The sequence below is a fragment of the Engelhardtia mirabilis genome (assembly GCF_007748095.1).
In the GTDB taxonomy this organism is placed as follows: Bacteria; Planctomycetota; UBA1135; order UBA1135.
The window spans coordinates 3,533,775-3,548,488 of sequence record NZ_CP036287.1 but is presented as its reverse complement, the minus strand read 5'-3'; the positions used below and the strand labels follow the sequence as shown (position 1 = coordinate 3,548,488).

Sequence of the window (14,714 nt, the reverse complement as noted above, 5' to 3'; positions counted from 1 at the left end):
TTCCGACCCAACCCCCGCGCGCCGCACCGACGGCGCGAGCTTTCATGCGTCTTCGCTCCCTCGCGGTCTCCTCCGCCCTCGCGCTCCCCTTGGCACTCTCGGCCCTTGCGGCCACTGCAAGTGCGAGCCTCGCTCCGGCCCTGACCCCGGTCGGCGACGACGACCCCTGGCTCGGCCAGGACCCGGTCACCGATGCGCTGGCCGAGCTGGGACCCGACTTCCGGGCCTACAACGACCACGTGGTGTTCCTGGCCAGTCCCTTCCTCGAGGGACGACTGCCGGGGACCCGTGGCATGGACATCGCGCGGGACTACGTCGAGCACTACCTGCGCCAGGCCGGGCTCGACGAGGCCTTCGAGGTCGACGGCGTGCCTGGGTTCCGCCAGCCCTTCGCCCTGTCGGGGACCTCGACCCTCGCAGGGCAGGGCTTCTCGGCCCCCGGTGGGACCGATCTGATCGCGGGCACCGACTACACCGCCCTGAGCTTGGGAGCGGGCGGGACCGTGACGGCGCCCGCCGTGTTCGTGGGCTACTCGATCGCCAGTGGGCCCGGCGACAGCGAGTACTCCTCCTACGCCGAGGACGACGACCTCAGTGGCCGGGTTGCGGTCATGCTGCGCTTCGAGCCCATGGACGGCGAAGGCAACAGTCGCTGGGCCGAGGAGAGCCGTCCGTGGAGCGCGAGGGCCGGGTTCGCCCGCAAGGTGCGCGATGCAGCGCGCCGCGGCGCCGCCGGCATCGTGATCATCAACCCCCCCGGTTGCGCCGACCCGCGTGCGAGCCAGCTCTCGGGCTTCTCCATGGGCGGCAGCGCGGCCGAGGTGCCGGTGATCATGCTCTCGACCGAGGCCGGTGAGGGCGTGGTCAAGGCGATGGATCCCGAGGGACGCTCCCTCATGGACCTGCGCAAGCTGGCGGACGAGGGGCGCTCGGTCGTGAAGTTGAACGGCAACATGACCCTCGAGGCCGAAGTGGTGCGCGAGGAGCTGATGGCCCAGAACGTCGCCGGCCTGCTCAAGGGCCATGGCGCGTTGGCCAACGAGCTGATCGTGGTCGGCGCGCACATGGACCACCTGGGCATGGGCAATTTCGGCTCGCGCGACCGCGAGTCCGCGGGGCGCGAGCTGCACCCGGGCGCGGATGACAATGCCTCCGGCACGGCGGCGGTGATCATGCTCGCCGAGCGCATGGTGCGCGAGTACGCCGAGCTGCCGGAGGGGACGCCGGCCCGCTCGATCCTGTTCATGGCCTTCGACGCCGAGGAGTCGGGTCTGAATGGAGCGTTCCACTACGTGGCCAATCCGATCCTGCCGATCGAGGACCACGTGCTGATGCTGAACTTCGACATGATCGGGCGCATCACCAACAAGCGCCTGAGCGTGTCCGGCGGGGGCACCGGCGTCGGCATGGCCGAGTGGGTCCAACCCTTCTTCGACGCTTCACCCCTGGAGATCGTGACCAGTCGGCGTGGCGGTGGGGGCAGCGACCACATGGCCTTCGAGCGCAACAGCGTGCCGGTCCTGTTCGGGATCATCGCCGACTTCCACGACGACTACCACACGCCCCGCGACACGGTCGACAAGATCAACCGGGTCGATGCCCTGCTCACGATCGACCTCTGGCAGCAGATCGTCAGCGCCATGTCGACGCGGGACCAGCGCTTCGAATTCACCGAAGCCCAGGCCGAGCCCGCCGAGGCCTCGGCGCCCCAGGCCTCGCGGGGTGACGCGAAGGTGCGCTTCGGAATCATGCCCGGCAGCTACGACGAGGACGCCATCGGTGTGCTGGTCGGAAGCGTCACCCCCGGCGGCTCGGCCGACGAGGGCGGCATCGAGGACGGCGACCTGATGGTCCGCTGGAACGGCGTCAAGATCGAGAACGTCATGGGTTGGATGGGGATGCTGGCCAGCCACGAACCCGGGGACGTGGTGCGAGTCGGCGTCAAGCGTGGTGGCGACGAGCTGACCTTGGACATCACTCTTCAGGCCAAGTAGCCGGCTACGAGGTGTAGCCAGACGGGGGGACGCGGGTCGGCACCAGCCGATCCGCGTCCCCCCGGTCCGTTCGCGGGCACCTTGCCGACCGCCCTGCGGCGCCCGGCCAGAACCCTATCGGGGTCCACCCGGCCCAGGCGACCCTGGTAGAGGGGCCCTCGGGCCCTACAATCGCCCGGTCCCAGCCCGCACGTTCGACCCTCGGATGGCCCCGCCGCCGCCGCGGGTCCGCGAGCCCCCGCCATTCGCCTCGGCAGCACCGCCTCGCCGCCCGGGCCGCCCCCCCGAGCCGATCCCCGATCCCATGAGCACCGCTTCGACGAAGCCCACCGGCGGGTCCGCCGCGCCCGCGTCGGGCCCCTCCGCCGGCCACGCGCCCGAGACCGAGGCCTACCAGCCCTCCCGACCGATCCGCCTGGTCACGGCCGCCTCCCTGTTCGACGGTCACGACGCGGCGATCAACGTCATGCGGCGGATCCTGCAGGCCTCCGGGGCCGAGGTGATCCACCTGGGTCACGACCGCTCGGTGGCCGAGATCGTCGACTGCGCGATCCAGGAGGACGTCCAGGGCATCGCGGTGACCTCCTACCAGGGCGGCCACGTCGAGTTCTTCGAGTACATGGTCGACCTGCTGCGCGAGCGCGGCGCGGGCATCCAGGTCTTCGGCGGGGGTGGGGGCACGATCCTGCCCAGCGAGATCGATCGGCTGCACGCCCACGGGGTCGCGCGCATCTACTCGCCCGACGACGGCCGCTCGATGGGCCTGCAGGGGATGATCAACGACCTCTTGCGGCGCTGCGACCGGCCCACGGTGTCGGCCGACATGGTGGGGGCCGCGGAGGCGGGGCTCCTGCAGCGCCACCACCAGAGCTTGGCGCGGCTGATCACGGCCGCGGAGACCCTGCCGGAGGTGGCCGGCGACCTGCGCGACCTGGTCGAGCGCCACAAGCCGTCGAAGACGATCCCGGTGCTGGGCATCACCGGCACCGGCGGGGCGGGCAAGTCGTCCCTGGTGGACGAGCTGGTGCGGCGCTTCCTGACGGACTTCGAGACCGAGACGATCGCGGTGATCTCGGTCGACCCCTCCAAGCGGCGCACCGGCGGGGCGCTCCTGGGCGACCGCATTCGCATGAACTCGATCCACGACGAGAGGGTCTACATGCGCTCCCTGGCCACGCGCCAGGCGAACCTGGCCCTGTCGGCCCACGTGCAGACGGCGATCGACCTGGCCAAGGTCGCCGGGCACGACCTGGTGATCGTGGAGACCAGCGGCATCGGCCAGTCGGACACGGAGATCGTCGAGCACTGCGACGTGTCCCTGTACGTGATGACCGCCGACTACGGGGCCGCCACGCAGCTCGAGAAGATCGACATGATCGACTTCGCCGACTGCATCGCGATCAACAAGTTCGACAAGGCCGGGTCCTTGGACGCCCTGCGCGACGTGCGTAAGCAATTCCAGCGGGCGCGCCAGGCCTTCCACGTGCCGGTCGAGGACTTCCCGGTCTTCGGCACGATCGCCTCGCAGTTCAACGACGCGGGCATGAACCGGCTGTACCGCGCGCTGATCGATCAACTGGTGTCCAAGGCGGGGGCGGACCTGCACCCGACCGGGGCGATCGCCGACGACCACGGGGCGGTGCCCGGCGTGATCCCGGCCGACCGCGTGCGCTACCTGGCCGAGATCGCCGACGCCTCCAAGCGGCGCGATCAGTTCACCGAGCGCCAGACGGCCCTGGCGCGGCGCTGGGCGCAGGTCAGGGGGACGGCCGAGCTGCTGCGCGAGCGTGGGGACCAGGCTGGAGCCCTCGACGCCGGAGCCCTCGATACCCTGGCCGCCGAGCTCGAAAAGCAACTCGATCCCGAGTGCCGCGGGCTGCTGGAAGAATGGCCGCAGACCGTCGAGCGCTTCAGCGCGGACAAGTTCAGCTTCCAGGTGCGCGACCGGGTCATCGAGCAGGACCTCAAGGTCGAGACCCTGGCCGGGCTCAAGGTCCCCAAGGTCGCCCTGCCGCGCTACCAGGACCCCGGTGACGTGCTGCGCTGGCTCCTGACCGAGAACGTCCCGGGCAGCTTCCCCTACGCCTCGGGCGTGTTCCCGCTCAAGCGCGTGGGCGAGGACCCCGCCCGCATGTTCGCCGGCGAGGGCGGCCCCGAGCGCACCAACCGGCGCTTCCACTACGTCTCCCGCGGCATGCCCGCCGCGCGCCTGTCGACCGCCTTCGACTCGGTCACGCTCTACGGTCAGGACCCCGACATCCGGCCGGACATCTACGGCAAGGTCGGCAACTCCGGGGTCTCGATCGCGACGGTCGACGACGCCAAGCGGCTGTACTCCGGCTTCGACCTGTGCGACCCGAAGACCTCGGTGTCGATGACCATCAACGGTCCGGCGCCGATGGTCCTCGCGTTCTTCATGAATGCGGCCGTCGACCAGCAGTGCGAGAAGCACCTGCACGCGACGGGCGGCATGGAGGCGGCTCAGAAGCGCATCGACGCCCTCTACGCCCAGCGCGGCGCGCAGCGCCCGGTCTACCGCGGCGAGCTGCCCGAGGGCAACGACGGCCTGGGCCTGGCCCTGCTCGGCGTCAGCGGTGACGAGGTGCTGGACCCCGAGACCTACGCGAAGATCAAGGCCGACACCCTGCGCGTGGTGCGCGGCACGGTGCAGGCGGACATCCTCAAGGAGGACCAGGCCCAGAACACCTGCATCTTCTCGACCGAGTTCGCCCTGCGGATGATGGGCGACATCCAGGAGTACTTCTGCCGCGAAGGCGTACGGAACTTCTACTCGGTCTCGATCTCCGGCTACCACATCGCCGAGGCGGGGGCGAACCCGATCACCCAACTGGCCTTCACCCTGGCCAACGGCTTCACCTACGTGGAGTACTACCTGAGCCGCGGGCTGGCGGTGGACGACTTCGCGCCCAACCTGTCGTTCTTCTTCTCCAACGGCGTGGACGCGGAGTACGCGGTGATCGGCCGCGTGGCGCGGCGCATCTGGGCCAAGGCCATGCGCTTCGTGTACGGGGCCGGGGAGCGCAGCCAGAAGCTCAAGTACCACATCCAGACCAGCGGCCGCTCCCTGCACGCCCAGGAGATCGCGTTCAACGACATCCGAACCACGCTCCAGGCGCTGTACGCGATCTACGACAACTGCCAGTCGCTGCACACCAACGCCTACGACGAGGCGATCACCACGCCCACCGAGGAGAGCGTGCGCCGAGCCCTGGCGATCCAGTTGATCATCAACAAGGAGCTGGGCCTGGCCGCGAACGAGAACCCCCTGCAGGGGGCCTTCGTGATCGAGGAGCTGACCGACCTGGTGGAGGAGGCGGTCTACACCGAGTTCCGCCGCATCGCCGACCGCGGCGGGGTGCTGGGCGCCATGGAGCGCATGTACCAGCGCTCGAGGATCCAGGACGAGTCCCTCTACTACGAGGGCAAGAAGCACGACGGATCCCTGCCGCTGGTGGGGGTCAACACCTTCCTCGACTCGAAGGGCTCGCCGACCCTGGTGCCGGGCGAGGTGATCCGCTCGACGGGCGAAGAACAGCAGGGCGCGATCCGTGCCCGTGACGCCTTCTGGGCCCGCAACGCCGACCGCGCGCCGGCGGCCCTGGAGGGGCTGCAACGGGCGGCCCTGGCCGGCGAGAACCTCTTCGAGCAGCTCATGGACGTGACCAAGGTCTGCAGCCTGGGTCAGATCTCCGGCGCCCTGTTCGAAGTGGGCGGCAGGTACCGACGCAACATGTGACCGGCGCCGCGTCCCGCGGCGCGGTGTGAACCAGGACTCGATGACGACCAACCAAACCGACGCGTCGGGCGCGCTGCCGCGCGCTGACTTCGCCTCCCCCGACCCCTCGAGCTGGCGCGAGCGCGTGGAGCGCGAGTTGGCCGGCGCCGACTTCGATCGAGCCCTGCGCACGCGCCTGCGCGGCGGGCTCACGCTCGAGCCGCTCTACACGTCGCGCCCCGACTACGACTTGGGCGCGCCCGGGCGGGCACCCTTCGTGCGCGGAGTGCGCGTGCTCGGCGAGGGCGGCGGCTCGGGCGCCACGGCGGAGGAGTCGGTCGAGGCGGAGCGGGTCGCACCTTGGTGCGTGCTCAGCCGCGCCAGCGGAGCCGACCCCGCGACGGAAGGCGCAGCGCTGCGCGCCGACCTGGCCGGCGGAGCCTCGGGCTTGTGGTTGGAGTTCGACGCCGAGGCGGCCTGGGGTCTCGAAGGTGCCGACGACGGCGTCGTGGTGCGCCGCGGGGCCGACCTCGCGCTGCTCTTGGACGGCGTGGTGCTCGAGGCCGTGGGGCTCGAGCTCGATGCCGGTGCGGCCTTCGCGCCCGCCGCGGCAGCGCTGCTCGACGTCTCCGCCCGCGCCGGCGTGGCCGACGGCGAGCTGAACGTACGCTTCGGAGCCGACCCCCTGGGCGTGCTGGCGCGCGACGGCGCCCTGCCCGGGTCCCTCGAGGCGAGCTTCGACCAGCTCGCCGAGTTGGTGCGCTTCAGCGCCGAGTACCTGCCCGGCTGCCGCGCCATCGGCGTCGACGTCAGCGCCTACCACCGCGCCGGCGCGGACGCGCCGCTGGAACTGGGCGTCGCGGTGGCCACGGCGGCGGCCTACCTGCGCGCCATGGAGCAGCGCGGCATCGACCCCGCCGTCACCGCCCGCGAGATCGCCTTCGCGGTCGAGGTCGATCGCGAGCTGTTCCCCGAGATCGCCAAACTGCGCGCCCTGCGCTGGCTGTGGGCGCACCTGATCGAGAGCTGCGGCATCGATCCCGTGCCGGCCCCGTGGATCCGGGCGGCGACCTCGTCGCGCATCCTGACCCGCCGCGACCCCTGGACCAACGTGCTGCGCGCGTCGACGACGACCTTCGCGGCGATCTGCGGCGGCGCGGACGCGATCCACGCCGCCTGCTACGACGACGCCCTGGGGCAGCCCTCGGAGCTCGGTCGACGCGTAGCGCGCAACCTGCACCACGTGCTGGCCGAGGAGAGTGGCCTCGGTCGGGTCGCCGACCCCGCGGGCGGTGCCTACCTGGTGGAGCAACTGACCGCCGACCTGGCCGCTGCCGGTTGGCGCAGGGCCCAGGAGCTCGACGGGAGGCTGGCCGAGTGGATCACCGGCGGGGGCGCGGCCTCCGAGCTGAAAGAGGCTTGGGCCGGCTTGGCCCAGGACGTGGCCCGACGCAAGCGACCGATCACCGGCGTCAGCGAGTTCCCGCAACACGGGGAGAGCCTGCCCGAGCCCGCCCGCGCGGCGGATCCGGATGTGTCCGCCGTCCCCTCGTCGCCGCTGGAGCTGAACCCGCAGGTCGACCTGGCCAAGCTGCGCGAGGTGGTCAACAACGGCGCGGACTTCGCGCGCATCATGCGGGCCCTCTCCGGCGACTCGGAGCCGGCCCTGGCGCCGCCCCTGGTCGCCCGGCGCGAGGCCTGGGCCTTCGAGGCGCTGCGCGACGCCGCCGACGAGTTGGGTGCCGACGCCCGGCCCGTGTGGATCGCGACCCTGGGTCCGGCGTCCGAGCACCGTGCGCGGGTGGGCTGGATCGAGAACCTCTACGCCGTCGGGGGCATCCCGACCGTGGCGGCACCCTTGCCGACGGACCCTGCCGAGTTGAGCGCCGCCATCGCCGAGCGGCGTCCGGCCCTGGTCTGCGTGGCGGGCTCCGACGAGCGCTACGCCACCGAGCTCGAGCCCGCCCTGGCGAGACTGCGCGCAGCGGGCGCGACCCACACCGCCGTGGCCGGCAAACCGGGGGAACGCGAGGCCGCCCTGCGCGCCGCGGGCGCCGAGCACTTCGTGCACCTCGGCATGGACGTGGTCGCGCACCTGCGCACGGCCCTGGAGTTCTCCGGCGCCAAACTCGAGGAGGTGGGAGCGTGAGCGTGATTCCTGAGCTGGGCAAGGTCGAGTTCGGCGCGCCCCACAGCAACCGTGGACGGGGCACCGACTTCGTCGCGCGCTGGTCGACCCCCGAGGGCATCGGCGTCAAGCCCGCCTACACCGCCGACGACCTGATCGGCGTGGAGACCCTCGGCGGGCTACCCGGCGTCGCGCCCTTCGTGCGCGGGCCCTACCCGACCATGTACGTCCAGCGCCCCTGGACCATCCGTCAGTACGCGGGCTTCTCCACCGCCGAGGAGTCGAACGCCTTCTACCGGCGCAACCTCGCGGCCGGGCAGAAGGGGCTCTCGATCGCCTTCGACCTGGCGACGCACCGGGGCTACGACTCCGACCATCCGCGGGTGGTGGGGGACGTGGGCATGGCCGGGGTGGCGATCGATTCGATCCTGGACATGCAGGTGCTGTTCGACGGCATCCCGCTGGACACGATGAGCGTGTCGATGACCATGAACGGCGCGGTGCTGCCGATCCTGGCGCTCTACGTGGTCGCTGCGCAGGAGCAGGGCGTCGCGCCCGAACAGCTCGCCGGGACGATCCAGAACGACATCCTCAAAGAGTTCATGGTGCGGAACACCTACATCTATCCGCCCAGCCCCTCGATGCGGATCGTGGCCGACATCTTCGAGTACACGAGCCAGCGCATGCCGCGCTTCAACTCGATCTCGATCTCGGGCTACCACATGCAGGAGGCCGGCGCGACGGCCGACCTGGAGCTGGCCTACACCCTCGCCGACGGTCTCGAGTACGTGCGGACCGGCATCGCCGCCGGCCTCGACGTGGACGCCTTCGCGCCGCGGTTGTCGTTCTTCTTCGCGATCGGCATGAACACGTTCACGGAGATCGCCAAGCTGCGCGCGGCGCGTCTCTTGTGGGCGCGCCTGATGGCGCCCTTCGAGCCGCGGAATCCGAAGTCGTCGATGCTGCGGACCCACTGCCAGACTTCGGGCTGGTCGCTCACGGCCCAGGACGTGTTCAACAACGTGGTGCGGACCCAGGTCGAAGCCATGGCGGCGACCCAGGGCGGGACTCAGTCCCTGCACACGAACTCCCTGGACGAGGCCCTGGCCCTGCCCACGGACTTCTCGGCGCGCATCTCGCGCAACACCCAACTGCAATTGCAGGGCGAGTCGGGCACGACCCGCTCGGTGGATCCCTGGGGCGGCAGCTACTACGTCGAGCGCCTGACCCAGGACCTGGCGGACAAGGCCTGGGCCCTGATCGAGGAGGTCGAGGCCCTGGGCGGGATGACCCGCGCGATCGAGCAGGGGCTGCCCAAGATCCGCATTGAGGAGGCCGCGGCGCGGACCCAGGCGCGGATCGATTCAGGTCGCCAGACGATCGTCGGCGTGAATCGCTATCTGCCCGAGACCGTTGACGAGGTGCCCGTGCTACAGGTCGACAACGCGGCCGTGCGGGCGGCGCAGATCGCGCGCTTGGAACGCCTGCGCGCCGAACGCGATGGTGCGGCGGTCAAGCGCACCCTCGAGGCGCTCACCGCCTGCGCCGCGAGCGGCGAGGGCAACCTGCTGGAGCTCGCCATCGAAGCCGCCCGCGCGCGGGCCACGGTGGGTGAGATCTCCGACGCGCTCGAGGTCGTCTTCGGCCGCCACCGAGCGGAGGTGCGCTCCCTGCAAGGTGTGTATGCTGCCGAGGTGGGCGAAGACGAGAGTCGCGTGGCGGCTGCGCGCCGAGCTGTCGAGGACTTTGCACTCAGCGAAGGACGCCGGCCGCGCATCCTGGTGGCCAAGATGGGCCAGGACGGCCACGACCGCGGACAGAAAGTGATCGCCAGCGCCTTTGCGGACCTGGGCTTCGACGTCGACATCGGCAGCCTCTTTCAGACCCCCGAGGAGACCGCGCGCCAGGCCGTCGAGAACGACGTGCACGTGGTCGGCGTGAGCTCCCTGGCGGCCGGTCACATGACCCTGGTGCCGGCCCTGCGCGAGGAACTGGCCAAGGCTGGTCGCGGCGACATCAGCGTGGTCGTGGGCGGGGTGATCCCCCCCGGCGACGTGCCCAAATTGCGCGAGCTGGGCGCGATCGCCGTGTTCGGTCCCGGGACGGTGATCGCGGAGGCGGCGCTGGAGGTCCTCGAGGCACTGGGCCGGGCCGAGACCCCGTGAGCGCCGAGGTCTCGGAAGCCCTGCGCCTGGCCGAGGGAGTTCGCGCGGGAGACCGGGCGTTGATCGGCCGCGCCGTGACCCTGGTCGAGAGTCGTGCGGCCAAGCACGAGGCGGGCGCGGCCGAACTGCTGCGGGCTCTTCTGCCCTCCTCCGGCGGTGCCCATCGGGTCGGCATCTCGGGCGTGCCCGGCGTGGGCAAGAGCACCTTCATCGAAGCTCTGGGACTGCACCTGGTGGAGCGCGGGCACCGGGTCGCCGTGCTCGCCGTCGACCCGTCGAGCACGATCACCGGGGGCTCGATCCTCGGCGACAAGAGCCGCATGAACGCGCTGGCCATGCACGCGGCGGCATTCGTGCGCCCCAGCCCCTCGGCCGCGACCCTGGGCGGCGTGGCGCGCCGCACCCGCGAGGCCATGGTCGTGCTGGAGGCGGCAGGCTACGACGTGGTGCTCGTCGAGACCGTGGGCGTGGGCCAGTCCGAGACGGCCGTGGCGGAGATGGTCGACACCTTTTGCGTGCTGCTCCTGCCCGGTGCCGGCGACGAGCTGCAGGGCATCAAGAAGGGCATCGTCGAGCACGCCGACCTGATCGTGGTCAACAAGGCCGACGGCGAGAACCGCGCGCGGGCGGAGGCGGCGCGGGCGGAGTACGACGCGGCGCTGCACTACCTGCGGCCGCGGCGGGAGTGCTGGCGCCCGCGCACGCTGCTTGCGAGCGCACTCGAGCGCACGGGCCTGGAGGAAGTGTGGGAGACGATCACCGAGCACCGCGCCGCCCTCGAGGGCGCCGGCGTGTTCGAGGCGAACCGTATCCACCAACGCAAGCGCTGGATGTGGAGCCACTTGGAAGAGGCCCTGGTTGACGCGTTCCGCACGCATCCGGCGGTTCGCGCCAAGTTGGACGACCTCGAGCGCCGGGTCGGAGCAGCGGAGCTGCCTGCCTCGGAAGCCGCCCGGGAGCTCCTGCGAGCATTCGGCCTGTAGTCGCCTCGGTAGGCGGCGGTTCTGTGCCTGGCACCGTACGAACGCCTACCGAGGCCGCTACGCACGCAGGTCGAGCGGGGCCCGTCCGTCGCCGAAGCGCTCCGGCTGCACGCCCATGCGCTCCATCAGCGCCAGGTGCAGGTCGTTGAGGGGCGTGCGGTCGGGGAACCGGCGGTAGCCCAGGGGAGTCAAGGTGCCTGCGCCACCCCCGGCCAGGAGGATCGGCAGCTCGCTGTGCTGGTGGCGGTTGCCGTCGCCGATGCCACTCCCGTAGCAGACCATCGCCGCATCCAGGAGGCTCCCGTCGCCTTCCGTCGTCGCTCGCAGGCGGCCCAACAGGTAGGCCAACTGCTCCACATGGAAGGCCTCGATCCGCGCGAGCTTGTCGATCGACGCCGCATCGCCCTTGTGGTGGGACAGGCCGTGGTGGCCCTCGTCGATCTCCAGCTCGCGGTAGGGGCGGTTGTTGCCCTCGTTCAAGAGCATGAAGGTGACCGTGCGCGTGAGGTCCTGGGCCAAGGCCAGGGCGATCAGGTCGGACATGACCCTAGCCTGCTCACCCAGGTCCGAACCGGGGTCCTGCGGCCGCAGCTCGTCGGGCACCGCGGCGTTGGCGCTGGCCAGGCGGGCGATGCGCTGCTCCAGGTCGCGCAATCCGGTCTGGAATTCGTCCAGCTTCGCCCGATCCGCGCTGCCCAGCCGCCGCTGCAGCCGCGCGGCATCGTCGGCGACGAAGTCCAACACGCTGCGTCGACGCGCGCGCTCGGCGTTGGTCAGCTCGGAGTCGGCGCCGCGGAACAGGCGGTCGAACAGGGGGCCCGGTCGAAACTCCTTGAGCGCCGGTGTGGTCTCGCTGCGCCAGGAGATGTGGGTCGAGTAGGCGCAGGCGTAGCCCGAGTCGCATTGCCCGGAGCGCAGCACGCCCTCGCATCCCACCGCCAGGGAGCGCATGGGGGTCGTGCCCGCCAGGGCGTCGGCGACGATCTGATCGGCGCTGGGGCCCAGGTGGACCTGGCCGTCGGCCTTGAGCGGTTGGACGCCCGTGAGGAACGCCGCGGACGCGCGCGCGTGGTCCCCCGGACCATCGCCGTTGGCCTTGGCCTTGTCGCACTCGAGGCCGCCGAGGACCGAGAGGGTGTCGAGGTAGGGGGAGAGGGGCGCGAGGGTCGGCGGCAGCTCCGCCAGGGGGCCCTCGGTGCTCGGGAACCACGCGCCGGGCTGCACGCCATTGGGCACGTAGACGTAGATCAGCCGCCGCGCCGCGGGGTCAGGCGAGGTGAGACCCAAGCTCGATCGCGTCGCGGGAGCCATGGCTTCGAGCCAGGGCAGGGCCAGGCCGACTCCGAGGCCGCGCAAGAGGGTCCGCCGGGACAGGGCGGACTTGGTTCGAGTTGCAGTCATAGGGGCCGCCTCGACGGGGACTCCGGATCGGGGCGAGGGTCGATGGTACGGCGAAAGCGGAAGGGGTGGCTGGCCGCTAGCGCCTGGATCACGTCGACGATCGTCGCTTGTCGTGGGTCCAAGCCGGCGACGATTCGAGCGACCTCGCCGCGGTCCGCCGGTCCGAGGGCCCGCCCCAGGGCGAACACGAGCTGCTTCTCCACGAAGGTGCGTAGGAAGCGCGGATCGTCGCACAGGAACTCGACCAGGCCGGCGGCCCCATGCAGCTCGCTGCCGCCCGGCAGGGTGGCCCGATCGTCGATCGGATGGGCACCGTCGAAGCTGCGCTCGCGCCCGCGCGGCCCGAAGCCTTCCAGCGCCAGCCCGAGGGGATCCATGGTGTCGTGGCAGACGGCACAGGCCGGGTCCGCCCGGTGGAGCTCCAGTTGAGCGCGAAGGCTGGTGGCGGAGGCGACCTGGTTCGCGGCCAAGGCCGGCACGCCGGGCGGCGGCGCGGGCGGCGGATCACCCAGCAGCGCGTCGAGGATCCACTTGCCGCGCAAGACCGGCGAGGTGCGCGCTGGCTCGCTGGTGGCGGCCAGGATCGAGGCGTGCCCGAGCAGGCCGCGGCGGCCGGTGCCACTGGTGGAGACCCGTCGCATGTGGGGCCCCTCGACCCCGGTGATCCCGTAGTGCCGCGCCAGGTCCTCGTCGACGAAGGTGAACTGCGCGTCGAGCAGGGCGCGCAGTGGCAGCGCCTCGCGCAGCACGGCCTCGAACAGCAGCTCCGTCTCGCGCACCATCGATGGCACCAACTCGCGATCGTCGAACTCGCGCTCCTGCAAGCGGCGCAGGGCGAGCCACTGGGGGACGAACTCCTCGGACAGGTGGCGCGAGCGGGGGTCGAACAGCAACCGTCGGACCTGCTGCGCCAGGACATCGGGCTCCGTCAACGCGCCACTCTGCGCCAGATCCAGGAGCGTCTGGTCGGGAGTCGAGCCCCACAGCCAGAAGGACAGTCGCGTGGCCAGCTCGAAACCGTCCAGGGCTCGCACGGGGCCCGCGCCTGTGCCGTCGGCTTCGATCCGGTACCAGAAGCGGGGCGAGGCGAGCATCGCTTCCAGCGTGAGCCGGAGTCCCGCGCCGAAGGGGCTGAGCTCCTCGCTCAGCGCGGCGAGTCGTTCGACGTCGTCCTCGGCCGGCGGGCGGCGCCACACCGCCCGAGCCAGCTCGGCGAGCAGCTCGCGGCGGGCGCCGGGGGGCGGCTCGTTCTCGAGCGAAACCCCGTGCCGCTCGAGCAAGCTCGTGAGCAGAGGCGAGAGCCGCGGCGGCTCGAACGGCCCTTCCACCTCGAGCCACACCAGCGCCAGGTTGCGGTCCCGCTGGCCGGGGTCGGGATCGTCGGGTTGGTAGTAATCGTTCTCGAAACGCACGGCGACCTGGCGCGTGCCCGCGGACTGCACCGTCAACGCGAGCTCGAGCACCTCGGGCTCGTCACCGCGTTCGGGATGCACCTCGAAGCTCGCCAGGGTCTCGCCGTCGACGACCAGCCCGGCCCGCGCAATCTCGTCGCCCGCCTGGTCGGCCCAGGCCGCGAAGCGCAGCACGTACTGGCCGGGTCGCGGAAACTCGTGGGGGCCGCCGACCTCGCGCGTCGAGGCCATGCGGCCCTGACGCTCGGGATCGAGCTCCGCCGCCGGGTGCCGCACCCGCGCCGGCCAGCCGTTCGAGTCGTAGAGCACGGCCTCGCGGGCGGCGACGCGGGCGAACTCGAGCAGACCGTCGACGGACGCGGCGGGCAGGTGCTGGGCGCTGCCGATGCCCTCGAAGTCCAGGGCGACATCGTCCTCGGGCAAGAGGCCCAAGGCGCCGATCTCGATCGCGAAGAGGTCGCGCAGGGTCGCGCGCGCTTGGCCGCGGGTCAGACGTCGAATCACCGGTGCGCCTGGGTCCGGCGCCATGGACGGGTCGTAGCGCAGGGCCAGGGCGCGCTCGACCCAGTCCACCAGGTCGGCGCGCTCGTCGTCCGTGGGGGCGTACTCTCCGCTGGGCGGCATCTGACCCAGTCGTACGCGCTGGGCCAAGTAGCGCCATTCGGACTCCGCCTGCTGCACGCTCTCGACGTCGATTGAGCGCTCGAGGCCCAGGCCGCCCGCGGGCTCGTCGCCCCCGTGACAGGTGACGCAAAAGTCCTCGAGGAACGGCGTCACCACCTGCTCGATGTCGCGGCTCAACAGCGCGCGCTCGTCGGGCGCCTGGCCCGCGCCCACGAGGGCGCCCGCCGCGAGGGCCAAGAGGAACGGTGCTGCGTTGAGGTGGGGCATCGCG

7 protein-coding genes are annotated in these 14,714 nt (G+C 71.4%); 5 read left to right on the top strand and 2 right to left on the bottom strand.

The window, feature by feature from the left end; genetic code table 11:
• Nucleotides 1–44 precede the first annotated feature (44 nt).
• The 5 genes from Pla133_RS13020 to meaB all read left to right on the top strand — a co-directional run bounded on the left by Pla133_RS13020 (nt 45) and on the right by meaB (nt 11,006).
• Nucleotides 45–1,994, top strand: coding sequence for a M28 family peptidase (locus Pla133_RS13020; RefSeq protein ID WP_145065889.1), 1,950 nt, complete (start codon nt 45–47; stop codon nt 1,992–1,994).
• 304 nt (nt 1,995–2,298) lie between these two features.
• Nucleotides 2,299–5,751 carry a methylmalonyl-CoA mutase family protein gene (locus Pla133_RS13015; protein ID WP_145065887.1) on the top strand — a complete coding sequence of 1,151 codons (3,453 nt, stop codon included), beginning with the start codon at nt 2,299–2,301 and terminating at the stop codon, nt 5,749–5,751.
• 40 nt (nt 5,752–5,791) lie between these two features.
• Complete coding sequence (locus Pla133_RS13010) at nt 5,792–7,879, top strand: methylmalonyl-CoA mutase family protein (RefSeq protein ID WP_145065885.1); 2,088 nt, start codon at nt 5,792–5,794, stop codon at nt 7,877–7,879.
• Nucleotides 7,880–7,881: 2 nt separating this feature from the next.
• Nucleotides 7,882–10,023, top strand: coding sequence for a methylmalonyl-CoA mutase (gene scpA / locus Pla133_RS13005; RefSeq protein WP_419192445.1), 2,142 nt, complete (start codon nt 7,882–7,884; stop codon nt 10,021–10,023).
• A complete protein-coding gene (gene meaB, locus Pla133_RS13000; RefSeq protein ID WP_145065881.1) occupies nt 10,020–11,006 on the top strand; it encodes a methylmalonyl Co-A mutase-associated GTPase MeaB in 987 nt (328 codons plus the stop codon). Before scpA ends, meaB begins: the two co-directional genes overlap by 4 nt.
• 57 nt (nt 11,007–11,063) lie before the next feature.
• Here the strand turns inward: meaB and Pla133_RS12995 are convergent, their stop codons facing one another.
• Together Pla133_RS12995 and Pla133_RS12990 are read right to left on the bottom strand one after the other, a co-directional pair.
• Entirely contained in the window at nt 11,064–12,407 is a 1,344-nt protein-coding gene (locus tag Pla133_RS12995) for a DUF1552 domain-containing protein (protein ID WP_145065879.1), read from the bottom strand.
• Nucleotides 12,404–14,710: a DUF1592 domain-containing protein gene (locus Pla133_RS12990; RefSeq protein ID WP_145065877.1), complete on the bottom strand. Its 2,307-nt coding sequence runs from the start codon at nt 14,708–14,710 to the stop codon at nt 12,404–12,406. The genes Pla133_RS12995 and Pla133_RS12990 overlap by 4 nt, the downstream gene beginning before the upstream one ends.
• Nucleotides 14,711–14,714 lie beyond the last annotated feature (4 nt).

What these genes read in the sequence shown, in the direction of transcription:
- Pla133_RS12995 (WP_145065879.1), bottom strand. Translation starts at nt 12,407, where the DNA reads ATGACTGCAACTCGAACCAAGTCCGCCCTGTCCCGGCGGACCCTCTTG.
- Pla133_RS12990 (WP_145065877.1), bottom strand. Translation starts at nt 14,710, where the DNA reads ATGCCCCACCTCAACGCAGCACCGTTCCTCTTGGCCCTCGCGGCGGGC.
- Pla133_RS13020 (WP_145065889.1), top strand. Translation starts at nt 45, where the DNA reads ATGCGTCTTCGCTCCCTCGCGGTCTCCTCCGCCCTCGCGCTCCCCTTG.
- Pla133_RS13015 (WP_145065887.1), top strand. Translation starts at nt 2,299, where the DNA reads ATGAGCACCGCTTCGACGAAGCCCACCGGCGGGTCCGCCGCGCCCGCG.
- Pla133_RS13010 (WP_145065885.1), top strand. Translation starts at nt 5,792, where the DNA reads ATGACGACCAACCAAACCGACGCGTCGGGCGCGCTGCCGCGCGCTGAC.